Origin of the sequence: Brevundimonas guildfordensis, assembly GCF_014836405.1 — a bacterium.
Taxonomy (GTDB): domain Bacteria; phylum Pseudomonadota; class Alphaproteobacteria; order Caulobacterales; family Caulobacteraceae; genus Brevundimonas; species Brevundimonas guildfordensis.
This window is the reverse complement of sequence record NZ_JACSQU010000002.1, coordinates 161,727-179,215: the sequence shown is the minus strand read 5'-3', so window position 1 is coordinate 179,215 and position 17,489 is coordinate 161,727. Positions and strand designations below refer to the sequence as shown.

General features: G+C 65.8%; 20 protein-coding genes. 8 read left to right on the top strand and 12 right to left on the bottom strand.

Features of this window, described 5'->3' with window-relative positions:
* Positions 1-305 precede the first annotated feature (305 nt).
* From H9656_RS09330 to H9656_RS09320, 3 genes are read left to right on the top strand one after another with little or no spacing between them, the layout of a single operon-like run.
* Positions 306-2,717: a CHASE3 domain-containing protein gene (locus H9656_RS09330; RefSeq protein WP_191743991.1), complete on the top strand. Its 2,412-nt coding sequence runs from the start codon at positions 306-308 to the stop codon at positions 2,715-2,717.
* A 9-nt stretch (positions 2,718-2,726) separates the two neighbouring features.
* Entirely contained in the window at positions 2,727-3,110 is a 384-nt protein-coding gene (locus H9656_RS09325; protein ID WP_191743990.1) for a response regulator, read from the top strand.
* On the top strand, positions 3,107-3,373 hold the full coding sequence (locus tag H9656_RS09320; RefSeq protein WP_191743989.1) for an Hpt domain-containing protein: 267 nt from the start codon (positions 3,107-3,109) through the stop codon (positions 3,371-3,373). Before H9656_RS09325 ends, H9656_RS09320 begins: the two co-directional genes overlap by 4 nt.
* Here H9656_RS09320 and H9656_RS09315 read toward each other — a convergent pair whose 3' ends face one another.
* The 5 genes from H9656_RS09315 to H9656_RS09295 form a co-directional block, all read right to left on the bottom strand.
* Positions 3,374-3,823: a DUF4402 domain-containing protein gene (locus H9656_RS09315; protein ID WP_191743988.1), complete on the bottom strand. Its 450-nt coding sequence runs from the start codon at positions 3,821-3,823 to the stop codon at positions 3,374-3,376.
* Positions 3,820-4,356, bottom strand: coding sequence for a hypothetical protein (locus tag H9656_RS09310; protein ID WP_191743987.1), 537 nt, complete (start codon positions 4,354-4,356; stop codon positions 3,820-3,822). Before H9656_RS09310 ends, H9656_RS09315 begins: the two co-directional genes overlap by 4 nt.
* A complete protein-coding gene (locus H9656_RS09305) occupies positions 4,353-7,070 on the bottom strand; it encodes a hypothetical protein (RefSeq protein ID WP_191743986.1) in 2,718 nt (905 codons plus the stop codon). Before H9656_RS09305 ends, H9656_RS09310 begins: the two co-directional genes overlap by 4 nt.
* Positions 7,067-7,882: a fimbrial biogenesis chaperone gene (locus H9656_RS09300; protein ID WP_191743985.1), complete on the bottom strand. Its 816-nt coding sequence runs from the start codon at positions 7,880-7,882 to the stop codon at positions 7,067-7,069. The genes H9656_RS09305 and H9656_RS09300 overlap by 4 nt, the downstream gene beginning before the upstream one ends.
* A 108-nt stretch (positions 7,883-7,990) precedes the next feature.
* Positions 7,991-8,518 carry a DUF4402 domain-containing protein gene (locus H9656_RS09295; RefSeq protein ID WP_191743984.1) on the bottom strand — a complete coding sequence of 176 codons (528 nt, stop codon included), beginning with the start codon at positions 8,516-8,518 and terminating at the stop codon, positions 7,991-7,993.
* A gap of 264 nt (positions 8,519-8,782) precedes the next feature.
* On the opposite strand from H9656_RS09295, the gene H9656_RS09290 reads away from it, so the two are divergent.
* From H9656_RS09290 to H9656_RS09275, 4 genes are all read left to right on the top strand, one after another.
* The gene (locus tag H9656_RS09290; protein ID WP_191743983.1) at positions 8,783-9,397 is read left to right on the top strand and encodes a LuxR C-terminal-related transcriptional regulator; all 615 of its coding nucleotides are present in this window, start codon (positions 8,783-8,785) and stop codon (positions 9,395-9,397) included.
* Positions 9,398-9,753: 356 nt separating this feature from the next.
* Positions 9,754-9,915 carry a hypothetical protein gene (locus H9656_RS09285; protein WP_191743982.1) on the top strand — a complete coding sequence of 54 codons (162 nt, stop codon included), beginning with the start codon at positions 9,754-9,756 and terminating at the stop codon, positions 9,913-9,915.
* Positions 9,912-10,091 carry a hypothetical protein gene (locus H9656_RS09280; RefSeq protein WP_191743981.1) on the top strand — a complete coding sequence of 60 codons (180 nt, stop codon included), beginning with the start codon at positions 9,912-9,914 and terminating at the stop codon, positions 10,089-10,091. The genes H9656_RS09285 and H9656_RS09280 overlap by 4 nt, the downstream gene beginning before the upstream one ends.
* A 459-nt stretch (positions 10,092-10,550) precedes the next feature.
* Positions 10,551-11,162 (top strand): IPTL-CTERM sorting domain-containing protein, encoded by a 612-nt coding sequence (locus H9656_RS09275; protein ID WP_191743980.1) that lies wholly within the window; start codon positions 10,551-10,553, stop codon positions 11,160-11,162.
* A gap of 296 nt (positions 11,163-11,458) precedes the next feature.
* Here the strand turns inward: H9656_RS09275 and H9656_RS09270 are convergent, their stop codons facing one another.
* Positions 11,459-11,833, bottom strand: a complete 375-nt coding sequence (locus H9656_RS09270; protein ID WP_191743979.1) for a hypothetical protein — start codon at positions 11,831-11,833, stop codon at positions 11,459-11,461.
* The gene (locus H9656_RS09265; protein ID WP_225212418.1) at positions 11,830-12,597 is read right to left on the bottom strand and encodes an N-acetylmuramidase family protein; all 768 of its coding nucleotides are present in this window, start codon (positions 12,595-12,597) and stop codon (positions 11,830-11,832) included. The genes H9656_RS09270 and H9656_RS09265 overlap by 4 nt, the downstream gene beginning before the upstream one ends.
* A gap of 85 nt (positions 12,598-12,682) precedes the next feature.
* Here H9656_RS09265 and H9656_RS09260 point away from each other — a divergent pair, with 85 nt between their 5' ends.
* Positions 12,683-12,853 (top strand): hypothetical protein, encoded by a 171-nt coding sequence (locus H9656_RS09260; protein ID WP_191743978.1) that lies wholly within the window; start codon positions 12,683-12,685, stop codon positions 12,851-12,853.
* A gap of 729 nt (positions 12,854-13,582) precedes the next feature.
* Here the strand turns inward: H9656_RS09260 and H9656_RS09255 are convergent.
* From H9656_RS09255 to H9656_RS09235, 5 genes are all read right to left on the bottom strand, one after another.
* Positions 13,583-14,707 carry an alpha/beta hydrolase gene (locus H9656_RS09255; protein WP_191743977.1) on the bottom strand — a complete coding sequence of 375 codons (1,125 nt, stop codon included), beginning with the start codon at positions 14,705-14,707 and terminating at the stop codon, positions 13,583-13,585.
* A gap of 257 nt (positions 14,708-14,964) precedes the next feature.
* Positions 14,965-15,477, bottom strand: coding sequence for a hypothetical protein (locus tag H9656_RS09250; protein ID WP_191743976.1), 513 nt, complete (start codon positions 15,475-15,477; stop codon positions 14,965-14,967).
* Complete coding sequence (locus H9656_RS09245) at positions 15,474-15,809, bottom strand: hypothetical protein (RefSeq protein ID WP_225212417.1); 336 nt, start codon at positions 15,807-15,809, stop codon at positions 15,474-15,476. Before H9656_RS09245 ends, H9656_RS09250 begins: the two co-directional genes overlap by 4 nt.
* 171 nt (positions 15,810-15,980) lie before the next feature.
* Complete coding sequence (locus H9656_RS09240; protein WP_191743975.1) at positions 15,981-16,472, bottom strand: DUF4376 domain-containing protein; 492 nt, start codon at positions 16,470-16,472, stop codon at positions 15,981-15,983.
* Positions 16,473-16,483: 11 nt separating this feature from the next.
* Positions 16,484-17,332 carry a hypothetical protein gene (locus H9656_RS09235; protein ID WP_191743974.1) on the bottom strand — a complete coding sequence of 283 codons (849 nt, stop codon included), beginning with the start codon at positions 17,330-17,332 and terminating at the stop codon, positions 16,484-16,486.
* Between the last annotated feature and the right edge of the window lie 157 nt (positions 17,333-17,489).

Genomic DNA, 17,489 nt, shown 5'->3' with positions numbered 1-17,489 from the left:
GGCTGGCGACCACGGCGCGCCTTTATCGGGTTCTGAAAGCGCGATGCGTGCGGTCGAAACGACTACCCGCCGCGCCCTAGGCGGTCACCGGGCCTTCGACGCCCGCCGAGGCCATTTCCTGGGCCGCCTGCTGGAAGCCGAAGGCGGGGACCGCTTCGCCGCCTTGGGACGCGGAACCTCGATCAGGGCTTGCGACGGCCCAAAGACCATGGCGACATGCCCGCTTGATGGCGGGGAGAAGTGCGTTGGCAGGGAGGGGCGGGACACGAAAGCTCTGGGGTCTGGCTTTCATCGCGCTGATCGTCGTGGCCGGCTTGTCCTTGATCGGGCTGGAGCTTCGTCGCGAGTTCGAGCGCGTACGAACGCTGCGCGGCGAAGCCGAGCAATCCCATCTGGCCCGTCAGGAACTGCAGATGGTCTTCTCGTTGCTGCAGGACGCAGAGACGGGGCAGCGGGGCTACATCATCACAGGCCAGCCTCGTTTCCTGGAGCCTTATGACCACGCGGTCGAGATGCTGACCCGTGAAGCACCGCGATTGCGCGCCGCCTATGCCGACGACCCGCAACAGGCCCAGAACGTCCGAGTGCTGGAGCAGCTGATCAAGGAAAAGCTAAGCGTCACCGCCGACGCGCTCGAAGCCTATGCTGCAGGCGGGCGCGAGGCGGGACTGGCGACGGTGGCGACCGGCGAGGGCAAGGCCGTCATGGACCGCATTCGCAGCCACATTGATCGCATGACAGCGGTGGACGCCAGACAGCTTGCGGAACTGACGGCCAGGGTCGAGCGGCGGAGCCTGTTCACGGAGGCCGTGGTGAATGCGGTCTTCATCGCGCTGATCCTTGTCGTGGCGGGCAGCGCCTTTCTCGTGATTCGCTACATCGTCACCCGCCGGGCCCTACTGGCCACCATCAGGGCGACAGCCGCCCGTCAGGAAGCGATCTTCGACAGCGCCATCGACGCCATCCTGACCCTCAACCCAAGCGGCACGATCGAGACGCTGAACGCCGCGGCCACCCGGATGTTCGGTTGGTCCGCAGAGGAGCTGGGGAGACGCGACGTCTCGGTATTGATGGAAGAGGAAGGCGGCGATGGCCTGATCGCGCAGATCAGGGCGCGAGGCGCGGAGGCGTCGAACGGTCTGATCAGCGAACTGACGGCCAAACGCCGCGACGGCACGCGCTTTCCGGTCGACGTAGCCTTCAGCCCCATGGTCCTGCCGACGGGCGTGCATCTGGTGGCGGTGGTGCGGGACATCACCGAGCGTCGCAGGGTTGAAGAGCTGAAACGCCAGTTCGTTTCGACGGTTAGCCACGAACTTCGCACGCCGCTCACGTCCATCGCGGGGTCGTTGGGGCTGCTTTCAGGCGGCGCCGCGGGAGCCCTGCCAGAACGGGCGACCCGGCTAATCGCCATCGCCCATTCCAACAGCCAGCGGCTGGTCCGGCTGATCAACGACATCCTGGACGTCGAGAAATTGGAGGCCGGGCAGATTCATCTGGATCTTCAGGCGATCGATATGCGCGACATCGCGCTGCGGTCGCTCGAGAATGTGCAGGGGCTGGCGGATCAGGCGGGCGCCCGCCTGATGCTGGTCGAAGGCGAAGCCGCGCCGGTCCGTGGAGACGCCGACCGGCTGGTGCAGGTGGTGGTCAACCTGTTGTCCAACGCAGTGAAGTTCTCGCCCGCAGGCGGCGTAGTCCACGTCAGCGTCGTCCCGGAGGCGCGGATCGTTCGTCTGAGCGTTCGCGACGAAGGGCCGGGCGTGCCGGAATCCTTCCGCGACCGTATCTTTACCAAATTCGCCCAGGCGGACGGCTCCGACACGCGCCAGCGCGGGGGTACTGGGCTGGGACTGGTCATCGCCAGGGAGATCGCCGAGCGGCACGGGGGCCGTCTCTGGTTCGAATCGGCGGCGGGAGCCGGGGCGACCTTTCACCTGGATCTGCCGCTGACGGGCGAGCAGGCGACCTCACACAGCGTCGGCGGCCCTCGCCTACTGATCGTAGAAGACGACCCCGACGCCGCAGAAATCCTGCGGATCATGCTGGTTCAGGACGGCTTCGAGGCGCGCATCGCCGGCAGCGTCGCCGAAGCTCTGGAGGCGGTCGAGGTGGAGGCCTTCGCCGCCATCCTGGTAGACCTGCAGCTGCCCGACGCCGACGGCATCAGCCTGATCCGAACCCTGAGGGCGCGAGCGGACACGCTCGACACGCCGGTCGTGGTCGTCTCCGCCGACATTGCAAAGGGCCGCGCAAGAGGGAGGTCGTTGGAGGTGGTGGACTGGCTGGAGAAGCCGTTCGACCAAGCGCGCCTGAGGACGGCCATCCAGTCCATTCTGGCGCGTCTGGGACGGCGCAGCCCGGTTATCCTGCACGTCGATGACGACCCGGACATCCTGCAGGTGACGGCCGCGACGCTGTCTGGCGTGGCCCAGATGGCGGGTGCGAGCAGTTTGGCGCAGGCCCGGCAGGCCTTGAAGCGCATCACGCCTGATCTGGTGATCCTGGATCTCGGCCTGCCGGACGGATCGGGCCTGGAACTGCTGCCTGAACTGGGGGACGGAGAGAACATCATTCCGGTCGTGGTCTATTCGGCTCAGGAAATGGACGCCGCCCTGGGCGCGCGGGTCGAGGCCGTGCTGGTGAAGTCCTCGTCTTCCTTGACTCACTTGGCGCGCACCGTGCGCCGTCTGACTTTTGACAGGACCGAGATCTAAGGAGATGCCGTGCCTCTAGCCTTGATGCATGTCGATGATGAGCCGGATATCCGCGAAGTGGCGGCCATGGCGCTGGAACTTGACCCGGACGTTTCGCTGACCAGCCTCGGTTCGGGCCAGGAGGCGCTTGATCGCATCGCCGATGGGGAGACCCCGGACGTGCTTCTGCTCGACTTCATGATGCCTACCCTGGATGGAACGGGCGTGCTGAGGCGCTTGCGGGAAATCCCCGGCCACGCCGCCACGCCGGTGATCTTCATGACCGCCCGCGCCCAGTCCGGCGAGATCGACCATCTGAAGGCGCTGGGAGCGATCGGCGTAATCGTCAAACCCTTTGACCCGATGACCCTGGCTAAGCAGATCCGCGATCTTCTGGCGGAGGCCGCCGCTTGAGCGGCGATCCGCTGGAACCGCTCCGCCTGCGCTTTCGCGAGCGGGCCGGCGCCGACAGCCTCGCCTTGGCCGACGCGCTCGCCCGCGCAGACGCGCCGGAGATAGAGCGCCTTGCGCACGGCCTTGCAGGCGCAGCCGGCCTGTTCGGGTTCGTTGAAGTCGGCGACCTGGCCATGCAGATCGATCAAGGGTTCGCCGCAGGCAAGACGCCGCCAGACGACCAGGTGCGGGCGCTCATCGTCGCCTTAAGGCGTCTGGTCTGATTATTCGTAGGCGATGCTGATCGGCAGGGAAGCCCGACCGGTCCCGGCGGCCGTCAAGCGCCCGGTGACGTACAGGACGTCGCGGCCATTGGCGTCCATGCGTCCGGCGCGGCTGGATGACACCTCCCCCGTATTGGCGCTCCACAGCCGCAGATCATCCAGGACAGTCTCGCCGCGCGCCGTCACCAGCGCTTGAGGCGCTCGAATGCGATAGACGCGGCCCGGGTCGCCGGCGATCTGAATGACGGCCGGCGCGTCGATGGGCATTTCCGCGCTGACGCCCAAGGGCCGATCCAGCGGTCCGTGCGCCAACTGGATCGGGCGGACCGAGGCGATGCTCAAGCTGCGCACGACGGACAAGGTGGAGCGGACCGGCTCCGCCACCGCGCCTTGCGGGACAGACAGGACGACGGCCGCAACGGCCGGAAACGCCAAGCGCATCAGCTTCATCGGACGAGTTCTACAGTGACGAGATAGTCGAAGCCATGGGTTCCGCTTGGAGCATTGGCGGCCAAGGTCACATCCATGCCCAGGCGGAAGGAGGCGGTGCTCAACAGGCCCAAGGGATTGAGGTCGAACGTGACCGAAGGGCCCTCGGCGGGCGCGCCGCCGCTGCGATAGGTGGCGCCGCTCAGGGCGCCGACACGCAGTCTGGTCACGGTGGCGGCGCCGCCGCCAACGGGCGTAATGGTGACCCGGATGTATCTCAGTGCGCACAGGCCGGACATATTCAGCAGGCCGCAGTTCACGCTGAAAGTCGGGGTCGTCACCGTGCCGCTGGTCAGGCGGATGGCGTCGCCAGAGGTGCGCGTCACGACGCCGGACGTGGATATGGTGAAGGTGGTCGCCGTCGACCCGCGGATCGTCGTGCCCAAGGTGGGCGCCGTCGCCGGCGATCGGGTCACGATCGCTTGGGCGTGCGCCAGCCCCGGCGCGCCAAGGCCAATCACCGTGACAAGGCCGATCAGAAACAAACGGATCATTGCAGCCTCTCCCCGGCGATCCTCACGCTGAAACTCCCGCCCTCCACGAAGCCGCCTCCGGCGGGCACGCTCACGCGGACAGGCCGATCCAGTGACAGCGCCAGGGCGCGCGCCTGGTCGGGGTCAAGCCGAAGATCATAGGCGCCCGGCCGCAGACGTTCGAAGAACACGACGCCGGAGTGGTCGCTGCGGCCGGCGACGGCCTCGCCGCCGTTCTCGGGGACAAGCAGGATCGCCAAGGCGGCGATGGCGCGGGCGGCGCCGTCCGGCTGGATCAACATGGCCTGGAGCTGGACCTCGGCGCTGCGCTGCATCGGGTAGTCGATCCGGCTGGCGCGACCGGGTCGCGGCACGATGCGGATGACGTCGGGTCCGCCGATCAGGAAGGGGTCGTCGACCGCTTCGGCGTTCAGACGGATCTGAGCGGTCGGCGCGTCGCCCAGCCCCGTGGCGAAGGCGCGCCCTTCAGCATTGGTGGTCTGCGCCCCGGCCGGCGTGTCCGCGATCAGGCCCGGCACGCCAGGCTCGCCAGGCTGGCGCACGCCGTCGCCGTTTTCATCGACCCAGGCATTGATGGCGACGGAGCCGCCGCCGGCCACGCCGGGGCGCGTCATGCGATACCCTCCGCGACCCGGGTCATAGCCGAAGCCGAAGCCCATCTGCAGGCCGACGCGCCAGTCACGGCGGTCGGTTTCATAGGCCAGATTGAGCGCCAGATCGAACCGCGGGGCCCGCCACAGGTGCGAGGCCTGGAGGAAGGTCGTCCCTTGCGGCCCCAAGGTTCGGACGGCGCCCACGCGCAGGGCGGCGGCCTCGTTGATCTGCCAGTCGGCGGTGATATAGGCGGAGTCCAACTCTGGATCAGGCGAAATCTCATAAGTGAGGCCGGCACGGGTCTGGATACGCGCGGACACCAGCGTCGTCACGTCGAACCCTCCCAGCCAGCGGCGCGTAGAGATGTCGCCGCCGGTCTCCGCCTCATAGGCGATGTTGGTTGATGCATAGAGCCGTCCGAGCGGCGCCGAGGCTCGCACCTCGGCGTTCGTCAGTTCGGCGCCGTCGGCGCGAACGAGATGGCGCGCGTTCAAGGATACGGGAACGCTCAAGCCATTGGGCGCGGACCACTGTCCATCCGCGCGCAGGTCGGTGGCGCGGCGCAGCGGGGCCTGGTCCCTGGCGCCCAGTTGCCGGGTCTCGTCGACAAAGCCGCCTGTATATTCCGAATGACGGCCCAGCAGCGAAATCCCGCCGAAGCGGGTGGCCAGGGTGCCGGTGGCCCCTCGTCCGCCGTTATTGTCGATGGCGGCGTCGAGCTGGGTCGCGAAAACGCCCAGCGACCCGCGAAGACCCAGAGCCGTCAGCGATCGCGCATCGCGCCCCTGGGGCTGATAGCGGGCAGCGCCAGCGCTCAGGGTCAAACCGGGCGTGAGGCCATAATCCGCGGTGACCGCCACCCGCGCGGACCCGCTGCTCGATCCAGAAAGCGGTTCGCCGATATCGAAGACGGTGCGGTCCTGCTCCACTGCGCCGAGCCTCAGGACAAGACGGCCGGGTTGAAGTTGGCCCGTGCCGAAGTTGATCCGGCGGACCGTCTCGCGGATCTGTCCCTGCGAGCCGTAGAAGACCAGCCGGATGGTGTTCAGGCCGAAGGCCAGGGGAACATCCAGAAACTCATAGCGCCCCTGCACGGGAGACGTCTGCGCACGCTGCAGCACTTCGTTGACGTAGAGCTCCACCTCTTCGCCCAGGGCGAGTTCGCCGCGAAGGTTTAGAGGGGTGGCGAGGTCCAGGCTCTCCAGCGGCGCCGAGGTGTAGAAGACGCCCCGACCGGACACGCCGGCCGGGCCGATCGGCATGGAGGGCGAATAGACGTCGCCGACAGCGGCCCGGGTGCCGCCTAGCGGCCCCAGAGCGCGGCCATAAGGGTCCTTGCGGGTCAGCATGACGCGGACCGTGCCGATCTCGCCGTCATCATCCGAGCCGACATAGCCTTCGAACCCCGCGTGTAGCAGGTCGCCTGACGCTCTGAGGTCAAAGCGTGAGGCGTTGTCCACGCCGTCGCGCGTCAGCTGGCCGCCGATGTTCACGTCGAACGACGGAGGGCTGGCCAGGCGATAAGGGGTGTCCACCCGCATGGCGTTTTCCAGGTCCGAGGCGCCGCCAAGCGCCGCCTGCCGCCGCAACCGCTCCGCCCGTTGTTCGAATGGCAGGGGACGGGTCGTGGTCACCGCCAGGGTCTGGGCGCTGGCGTCGGCTTTCAGCCGCACGGGCAGAAGCTGCTCCAGCAGGTCCGCGCGAACATAGAGGTCTTCGCCGTAGATGGCGGCCTGGTCGACGCCGATCGTGATGGCGCGCCCGGCGATGGTCGCCTCGCGACGCGCCAGATCCACGACGAGCCGGTTCGACGGCTCGATGACCCAGCCCTCCGCCCGACGCTGGGCCGGAAAGACCCCGACAGCCACGTCCACCACGCGGGCGAACTCGCCCAGCGGCAGGAAGACGCCGGCGCGCGACACGAAGACATTCATCGAGTCCGCCAGCTCCGTGTCGCCGGCGCGGACTTCCATCCACAGCAGATCATCTGCGCTGAAGGGTTCGGGCTCGGCGGCGATCACCAGATTGCGGACCAGGGCCTCCTGCGCCGAAGCGGGCCAGGACGCCATCGACGCCGCCAGCGCGACCACGGCCGCTCCGGCGGAGCGGACGACCGTCACGGCGCGACCAGGGTCGCCGTGGCCAGAACTTCACCCCGGTCGGCGTCGTCGTCGCGGTAGACGATGGTCATCGACTGACCCGCGACGGGCGGTTGGGGAAGGGCGATGACGACGGTGCGCCGATCGATCTCGGGATAGACGGCGATCCCGCGCACGGCGGTCAGAAGCACCTGGCCGCCGGGCGTTTCGGCAAACACCTCGATGTCGCCGTAGACCGAGTTGGCGCCCGTGCGGACAAGGTCAAGCGAGAGCAGCTCTTGCTGGGCTTCCTGCCGCAGCGCCACGCGGTCGATCGCAGCGCGCGCATCGACGGGACCGTCGCGCACGATGACCGGGATGCTGACGCTGAAAAGGGCCACGACCTGTAGCGACACCTCATCGGCGGCGCCTGCCGCGGCCTGATCCACTGTGAACCCAGCGGTCTCAGGCGGCAGGGCGGTGACCGTCAGATGGGTGCGGTGTTCGCCAGAGCCGCCCGGCCGCGCGCGCACGCGGATGGCCTGGCTGGTGCGCGGCGCCAGGCTGATGCGCCGGGGCGTGTACTGAACCAGGTCGCGCGCGGAATCGACCTGGGCGCCCGGCTCTTCGTCGATGGCGACGATGCGGCCGTCTGAGGTCATCACCCGGTCGACCAGCTCGACGGAATAGGTCGCCGGCTGGTCGCCCTGGTTGAAGACATAGACCGTGGCGCTGCGCTCGCCGGGCCCGAACACCACGCGTTTGGGCGAGATGTTCAGATCGGCGCCGACCTGCGCCAAGACCGGTTCGGCGGCCAGCAGGACGGCCACGGCTGGCAGGAGATAACGCAACATCAATGACCTGACTCCGCTCAAGACAGCTTCAAAACGATGGCGGCCGAACCCTTCCGACTCGTTAAGCCACGTTGTCCGATCATCATCCCGGTGCAGCGGGAACATGGCTCAGTTATAGGCGGCCGACACGGTGAAGGAGCCGGTGTAGGCGCCCGTCGCCGTCGTCGAGGCGACCGGAACCGAACCGCCGACCGTGAAGGCCAGGGAACCGGCCGAGCCCAGGGCGTTCGACAGGGTCTGGCTGGCGGCCGAACCGGTCAGGCTGTTGCTGGTGGTCACGGTCAGGGTGTCCGAACCGTTGGCCATGGAGAAGGTGGCGGGGATGGTGACCGACACCGACTGACCGCCTTCGCCGGCGACCGTGAAGGCTGCGGCGGCGGGCGTGTCGCCCGAGCTCAGGCCGACCACGCCGCCCGCGACCGACCGAGCGCCGGCGGCGCTGACGGCGACGGAGCCGGCGCCCGTGCTGGGGCGAACGACCGTGCCGAACTTCAGGTCTGCGGTCTTGGTGATGGTCAGCGGGCGGATCACGGTGATCGAGCCCGAACCGGTGGTCGAGGCCGACTGGGCCAGCGCCGGGGCGGCGACGGCGGTGAAGGCGACGACGGCGGCGGCGGCGATCAGGGTCTTGTTCATGGTCATCTCCAACTTGCTTGAGCGGCGTCGGTCGCGCCGTTGTTGGGGGACCAAATCATCCCGAAACGCCCCCTCGTCCACAAGCCGGACCCCCAAAAAGGGCGAAATAGAACCAAAGTTATAGGGTTGGGCGTCTTTCGCGGGGGCCTGCCGACGCTCCAGTCCGAAGCCTGGACGATACGTCTGATTAAGGAATGGCCTTCAATCTTGGGTAGGTTTCTCATGGCGAGGTGAGCGCGACAGGTGCGCTGGACAGTTCTGATCGTGGACGATCACCCCCTGGTGGGGCAGGCGCTCGAGCTGTCCATTCGCGCGGCCTATGTCCATCTGGATTTCGCGCGGGTGCTGAGCGCCGCCGAGGCTGAGGAATTCGCCCGCGTGGGCGGGGCCCGGGTCAAGCTGGTCATGCTGGACCTGATGCTGCCCGACGCCACGGGGTTCGATGCGCTCTTGCGGCTGCAGCAGCGTCTGCCGCAGGCCGCTTTCGCCATGGTGTCCTCGCGTGTCGACGCCCATTCGGTCGCCATGGCTCGAGCGTTCGGCGTCAAGGCCTATCTGTCCAAGGCGGCCCCCGTGGAGACCTTGGTCAACGCCGTCGGCGCCGTGTTGCGAGGCGAAGAGGTCTTTCCGATCGAGACCTCGGCCGATCCGGCCGCGATCGACTTTCACCGTCGCGTGGCACGCCTGTCTGCGGCCCAGCTACGCGTCCTGCGCGGCGTCGCCGACGGCAAGCTGAACAAGGAGATCGCTGGCGACATGGACCTCACCGAAGGCACGGTGAAGCAACATGTGTCCGCCATCCTGAAGAAGCTCAAAGTGAATAACCGCAGCCAGGCCGCGCTGGCGGCCGCGCCATTTCTGGGGCGAATAGAGCGATGACCCGGCAACGCTCATGGCCCGGTTTCTAGAGAAGCACCCATGACTCGCGCGCAGCAGCCGAATCTAGAGGCGTGATGGGCGGACGTGCTTGTCCGGCCGCCGGAACGAACTACGGCCGTAAGTCATTGGATAATGGAGCGGGTAGCGAGAATCAAACTCGCGACATTCAGCTTGGGAAGCTCCAAGGGTCTTCGAGAAATCAACGTATTAGGTCCCAACCGGGGCGGTTTTGACCTATTTGTTTGCAATGAGTTACAGCGATTTCCCAACTGAAAGCGGGCGTCTGGCAGTCTACTTGTTCTTATTTTGTTCTCGTGCAGGAGTCCGCCTCGGGTCGGTGCTTGAGGAGGACGAACATGGAAACGAAACCCCTTGGCCCCGATGAGGCCTTCGCTCGCGATCTGGAGAAGCTGGACCGGGATCTGGAACAGCGCGAGCGCGCGGACACCCCTACCCCGCCAGTCGATCTGGTCGCCGGACTGGTCGCGGGGCTGCGCCTGGTCGGGCGCCCGCAATGAGCGAGCGAGACAAGGAACTGGCCGCCCTTATGCTGCAGCTGACCGGCCTCGACCTGACCACGGCGGACGGCCGGGCGGGTGCCGGGTGCATCCTGCGCGAGATCGAGGCGAAGGCTCCCGGGGCTCTGGCGCGGCTGCGCTCAGCGTGCACGACGCGGGGCGCGACGGCGCACTGAGACATGCTTCGCGAGTACGACGACTCGGTCGCGGTGGATGACATCGCGTCCTGCGACCAGTTGGAGCTTTCGTGCGCCTGCGAACACACCGTGGGGCCAGCTTGGGCCCTGTGGCCTGCGGCCGCACGGCGCAAACCGCTCAAAGACCTGCAAGCCTCGCTCAGGTGCGCCGCCTGCGGGAAGACGGGGCCAGGCGCACGGATCAGCGGCCACGCCAGCGGCGGGGGGATGCGCGTGCTCTGGCGCTGGCCGCGTGAATAACCATGGGCATGAACCCGCGCTCCGCCAGCTAAAGCGCGCCGCGCTGCTCCCCGCCGCAAGGCCGGCTAGAAGCCGCCGTCTCACGAACTGCGGTGCTGACGCAGGCCGAAGCTTCCATTTGGGCAGCATGCGTTGCCTGTTTAGAGTAGCCATGGTTTATGGCTCGACAAGCAAATAGCGTTGGTTGGGGCAAGAGTTTTGCGACTAATTGGTATCCTCATCGGCCTTGTTATCCTGTTGGTTGGGCCAGGCGCGCGCGCCCAGACGCTTAACCTGCCAGGAGGGGAAACCCACTTCACCTTAAGCTATCTCACGCCCATTGGTGGTCAGCGCTTCGTGGCGCTGAACAAGCAGGCGGCCTTCACGGTCTTTATGGAAGGCAGCCAGAGCGAGGTGATGGCCAGCATCCACGAGTGGTCGTCCGGCGCACCCGGGCCTTCGCTTTGGGTTGGGCCTCCATTTTCAGTTGGTTATCAAAATGATAACTACGAGCCCGTTACAATCACTCCTGAAGTAAAGCTTGAACCTGGAAAAACATACGCTCTTCTTTTCAACCTGGTTGACGTTGAGAACGGTTTCGTTGCGGTGCTGGGGAGTGACGCGATCTATCCCGACGGGGGAGTTCTTTTTTATGAGGTCCCCGCGGGCCCCGCGTGGGTTACAATGAGTTACAGCTTCGCGATGGATGCTGCCTTCTCATCGGGAGCGGAACCGATCCCGACTCTGTCCGAATGGGCGATGATCCTGCTGGGCGGGGCACTCGCTGGCGGCGCGGCGCTTACGTTGCATCGCCGGCGCGCCCAATCCTAAAACGAAGAAAGCCCCGCCACCCGGTGAAGGGCGACGGGGCATGGCGGAGCCTCGGGGCTCGACGCAGCAGGCATAATGGGAGGTTGGGCCCCTAGCCTGGCCTCAAGCGAGCCCGCCACGGCCGCCCTATTCGCTCGACGGCCGCCGCGTCACGCGCCTCGCAGGCCCGCACGATCCCGATCACGTCCGCCGTCCGCCCAGTGGCCTTGGCCAGCTGGCCCGACTGCTCGACGCCGAACACCTGCCAGTCGCGGACCGAGGCGGCGTCCTGCGGAAAGGCGGCGGACGGAACAGGATCAGCCCACCCGGCCGGGACGAGCTTCGAGCATCCGACAGCGGGGGTCACGATCCGGGTAGAGCTTGCACAGGCTCCTAAGGCCGTGGTCGCCAGCAGCAGCATCGTCAGGCGCATTGCGGATTGCATCGGTCGTCTCCTGTGTGGACTGGTCGATCTGTTGCTCTCGGGCGTCGGCCCGGTCTCGGATGGCGCTGGCGTCCTGCGCGGCGGCTGTCCGGCCCTCGGCCAGGGTCTTGCCTGCGTCGGCCTGTCGAAGCCTGTCAGCGGCCTTCTGACGGCTATCGACGGCGCACATGGTCAGAAGGATCAGGGCAAGCGTCAGGACGGCGACGGCGAGCCATCCGGTGAGCGAGAGGGTGCGGAGGAAGCTCACTTCGCGCTCCACTTCGCGAAGGCCCGGGCGATTTTGACGTGGTACTCGTTCGCCTTGTAGGCGGGCCCGTTGTACCCCCGGGCGAAGGCCTCGGCGCTGGCGTGATAAGTCGTGATCTGTCGCAGCGCGGCTGTCAGGCCGCTGGCCTTCACGAAGGCGACGAAGGCCATCAGGTGCGCACGGGCGCCGGTCTTCATCGCCTCGATGAAGGCCTCAACCGTGTCGAAGCCCGCCAGCTTGTGATTGAAGCCCATGATCTGAGGCGCGCCCCACGAAGCCGAACGCAACGCGGCGCGGGCGTCCAACTGCATAGCGCGGTGCAGGCGTTCGTATTCACCCTGGCCGCCGACGTAGAGCGCCTTGTTCCAGCGCGCGGACGACAGGTTGGGATGCGAGGCCCGGAAACGACCGCCAGTCTCCTTGTCGAAGACGTGGGCTTCGAACAGAATCTTGGGCAGGGATGATCCGTCCAGGAAGCCGCCCGGCCCGTCCAGCGCGAGGATCTCGCCGCGCATGTCGGTGAACCAGCCGGCCCCCGAGGCTTCCACCTCGAACACCGCGCGGATCTGCGCGACCGAACAGCCCAGCGCCGTCGCCGCGTCGGCGAAGTCCTGATCGGTCAGATCGGTCTGCACTCGGCCGTTCGCTACGGATGGAAGGCCGAACGCATCGGCCAGGGCGTTGATCATCGGCACCCAATCGGGCTTCAGCCTTCTGCCTGGCGCAAACGGGCGCACGGCGTGGAAGAGGGCCTTACGGTCCATGTCGGAATCCAGTTCAGAATGTGGGGAACAGAAGCGCGAGGCTCGGCGCTAGTTATGAGCTGAACCGCAGCGCGTAGGAGTATCGGTGATTACGATTGAAGAGCAGATCGTGTCGGAGGCTTGGATGAGCTACTTTGGGGAAGTTCTGCCAGTGAGCGGTTGCCCCGACCTCGCCGCCCAGATTCTTAGAGACTGTGGGGTCGACATCGATCTGCTGAATTCCGGTGCCGCGACGATCATGAAGCAGGCGGCTTGAATCTTCGATCCGGCCGCCACCCTCGACAAAAACCCTCAATCGCGTAAGTATCGCCGCTCATCGAACTGGGGGCGGACATGCCGGGAAGGCATCGCAAGCGCGTCGGTTGGGTCTTGGAGTCGGTCCTGATCGCCCCATGCCTGGCGATCTTCGGCGTTCTCTATTGGATGGCGATGGGCTGAAGGCCGCCGCGCCCGCGGGCAACCATAACTGAGACCGCTGCGTTCTGACTCGCCTGAAAGGGGAGTTCAGGATGCTGCAAACACCAATTATCCTGCGCGCCTTCGAGTTGGCGGACAGCGGTCGTTTTCGCATTCCCTCGGAAGTTCGGCGGGCGTTAATCAGAGAGGGCTATACCCAGTCGGATGTGTTCGGGATCGAGGGGCGAGCCACCTGGCGCCAGCTACGTGAACGATGCGGGCAGGCTGTGGGGCTCTGGCCGGAATAATGCCAGCTTGACCCGTCTCTGCGCGTTCAGTGAACCACGCGATTGATTGACAGGACTTACTGCCGGGGCGCAGCGCACTGAAGATGCAGTGTCCAGCCTCGGATTTAAGAGGGGTGGAGTTCAGCAGAGCAACGACGGTCGATGCGTAGGCCCATTAGATACAAGGCTAACATCCTCTCGTCCCCATTCACTCCGAGCGACTTTGGGGTCACTGCGTCCGGGGTTTCGATGCTCAGTTCGAGATCTGAGGAAGTGGTGAGGTCGAAGACGGCGTCGAACGTTTAGTCTTCCACAGTCACGACCTTCTCGAAAACGATCAGTTCGCCTTGCTTAATCAAAATAGACTGACGTTCCTGTCGGTTGTTCACCAGGGCCCTCAGCGCGAGCGTAACTCGCACAGATGTAGGCTGCGATAGTTCGATGATGCTGAACTGTAGAACGTGGTCTTTTCCGACGCTCCAGGTTCCGGTGGCCTGAGCTCCGCCCCACCCCCGGCCGAGATAGGCTCGCAAATGGTTAGGTCCGATCCGCCTCCCCGTTGAAACCGGAGCATGCGGCCAAAGATGCCGCAAATCCTTCATCGCCTCGGCGCCGCAAGGAAGAATGCGGTGGGAAATGATCTCAGCCAAGCCCGCGGCGTCAATCCCTCTGGGGGCGCGATGGAAGGCGGCAATCGCAGTGATCTCGTCCGTAGAAACAGCCGTGAATCCGAGCTTGCTCCAGGTGCCTGGGGACAGATCGCCCGCTAGAATGGTCCCCATTGTCGAGGAGAGGGTGCCTGAACGCGTCATAGTGACACCAGTATTATGGTCGCCATGATACGCGAGGAACACCGTATTGTTGCCAGCGCTGTTTGCCGCGAAGATTTCGGCATGGAAGACGTCGTTCCGCTCATCGACGGAAAAGACATAGACGTAGGTTGTGCTAGGTTTCTCAAGCCCGGCGACACTCAATCGCGGGCCGGCCGCAATCTTCTGAATCAGCGAGCGATTGCGGCCGTCGAATGCGCCCCTCTCGTCGAGACATGCCCTTGAGGACATCGCAATGACGCGATCGATCGGAAGCACACTAGCAAGCACCAATGCGCCGTACGCGCCCATACTCAAGCCGATGGCGACAGCGTCGGAAATATGCTGATCAAGAATTAGCCGGCGGATAAAATCGACTAACTGTGAGAACCCATCGTCTTCGTTGAACCATGACCGAGCAGTGTCTTTAACGATGACATAAGTTGCGCCTTCCGACTGCCTCCGGATGGTCGCTCGCCACTCAAAGCCCATTTGGTTCGCGGCGACATTGCCCACGCCAGACAGCGAGATAATCAGCCTATCGGTTGTCCCTACTCTGACAAGCGCCTCGTACTTACCAAAGCTATAGATTCTCTCATCGAACTCTAGCGTAAACATCTGCGGATGACTAGCGCAACTATAACCCTGGCGCCAGGGCTTCGTGGCTAGCAACAGGTGAGCAGCATCGCGAGCCGCAAAGGAAACATTCAGAGGTCGGATCTTATTTTACTAAACCTTACTCACAAGGTGATCCGCCCGCTGCCTAGAATAACAAAAGTTCAGGCCGAGAGATGCGGGTCTATCAAGGGTGCAGATTGTTGGCATCCGATTGCTCACTCCCCAACTGATACCGAGCGATTGGTCGCTATCCGCGATCATGCTCCCGTAAGCAGCACGGCCAAAATGACCAGAATGATCGCGACGGCCCCCGCCATCATGCATAGGCGCATGCTGCGGCACGGCTCGCGCTCGCTGGCGGATCGTCCATGCGGTTCGGGCGGCAGGGCGAAGGCCATCTCCGCAACCGCCTGATCCGAGACGCCTCGGCGCACAGCGAAGCCCAGCAGGCGTTCCGTCCACGGCGGCGGTGCCCGGTCCCGCATCACCCATTCGAGCAGGACGAGCGAGAGGCCGAGAACGACAAAGGCCGAGGCCGGGACCAGAGCGCTCATGTGCTGAACCGCGAAGGCCTTGCCCGGAAAGACGAAGGAGAGGCCGCGCGCCACAAGGATGATGGTCGATGCGAAGAAGAAGCCCCGCACCGCCCAATGGGCCGTGATCTTGGTGTGATAGGTCGGCCCAAGCAGGCGGAACACCTGGCTCAGCACCGCCCCGGCCGACAGGAAAACAAGCCCCGTCGCCAGAACCATCCAGTCGTGAGCGGTCATCGCTGTGTCTCCTTCAGAACCGCGTGAAGCGCCCCATAGACCAGGCGCTTGGTGAAGCCGAAGAAGCCGCGAGGGTCGTTCGCCGCGATCCAGCCCAAGGTCATCGCCACCCCACGCATATCGAGCGCAGGAACAACGGAGATTAGGCTGGGCGTGAACGCTTCGGCCAGAATGGGACCGGCCACGACGCCGAGCCCCAGATGCAGCCACGCCTTACGCTGGGCCAGCGGATTGCCGGCCTTGGCGGAATAGGCGGTGACCAGACCGACGGCTCCGAAAAGCAAACCGCCGCACAGGCCCCAGAACGCGGGGAAATCCCTCGGGTCGAGCATCCGCCCCTCCAAGAATGTCGGCCATGAGTGATAGGCAGCCGACGCGTGGGCGTGGCTTCAGGGACGAACCGGGTTCGTCAGCGCCGGGTCAGTCGCCCCGTCGCAAAGCCCGCGGCGAACACCGCCAGCAGGATCAGGCCTGCGATCAGGCCGACTTCTAGGATCAGGCGGTCAAACATCGCCGGGCCATCCCGTCATCCAGTCGACAGACGCCGGATCAGCCGCCGCCCGCACCTGAGACTTCAGCGCCCCGCCGTGGAGCAGCAGGGCCGAGGCGTGAGCGGTCATGGCCGCCAGCACCTGAAGCACCTGCGCCGCCGTGGTCTGGATGTTCCAGTTGTCCTCGGCCCGCATGGGCAGGACGGTTTCAGGCGCGCCCGACACGACAGCCGTCAGCGCCGCGCCCTGCAGGGCCTGCCAGTTGCGCTGATCCTCGGGGCGCATCTGCAACAGGCGTTCGCCCGCTGCGATCTCGCCGCCGCTGTCGTCCACGGCCGGGGTTTCCCCGAAGTCATAGGCGAAATCCAGCGCCGTGCGCCGGTCCCGCTCGGCGTCGATCTGGCGGCAAATGTCATCGGCCGTCAGTGCCGGCGGCTCGGGCTCGACCCATTCCAGCCCCAGCGCGACAAGGTCGTCATGCGGCCAGTCGGGCGGATACTGCACGTCGTCAATGATCAGCCAGCCGGACGAGGGGTCGCGGGGGGCGTGGGCGAGGCGAACCTTGCCGTTGGCCTGATAGCGATACGGGACCGACGTGCGACCGTTGGCTGTGGCCTGAAGGCTGAACTTGGCTGGGACGATGTAGTCGGCGTGGAAGGCGACCGTCCGCCCGCCCGTCGCGTCCTGCACGAAGTCGATCTCGCCCGTCTTGCGCGCAAATCGCCGCTGGGAGGCCCGGCCGTCAGGTTGCCGGTCATCGCGATCTCGGCGTTGATAAAGCCGGAAAAGTCCAGCCCAGCCGTTGCCGTCGCGGGCGTGACCGGCACCGTCGCCAGCGCATCCGCCAACACCTTCGGCGCGATGATCTTGCCATCCGCCGTCCCGTCGCGAACCTCGGCCACCGTGGCGAAGGTCGGGACGGTCGGAGGCGCGGGCAGCGCATCGAACGCCGCGTCCACCTCGTCCTTGGTGTAGGTGTCGGCCCCATCGGCGGGGGTGAATCCGAGCGCGTCCAGCACGGCCTGTTCCGTGACCGCGCCGCCCACGTCGATGGCGTCGGCGATGTTCGCAGATAGCCCCGTCGCGGCGATGTAGCCGAGGGCGATTGGCTTGGCGCCGGCGCCGCCTGTCCAGTCCACCACGCGCAGAACGCGGCGCGCACCGTCGATCTCCCCGGCGATGACCGGAGACCAGCCCTTCTCGCCGCCGCCTATGCCCTCCTCGCGCAGGGCGGCTACCACCTGATCATCAATAACCCAGCCTTGCGACGTGAGCCGCAGCGCAATCCTGACTGCCATTTCTTCTCCGATGCGTGTTTCGATTAGGCAACCAGGCATCAGGCGAGCGGACGGGGCGCTGGCCACCTCGAAGGCTGCGCATGATGTCGCCTCGCGGCCCAACGCGGATGCCGCCGTGGGCGAGCGGCGACCGTCCGCGGCGTATGCAAAAAGCGGGGCCGCGCGGTCTGAATATTCTAGAAGTCAAGCGCGCGCATGGGCAGGATGGCCGCTGACGAGCACG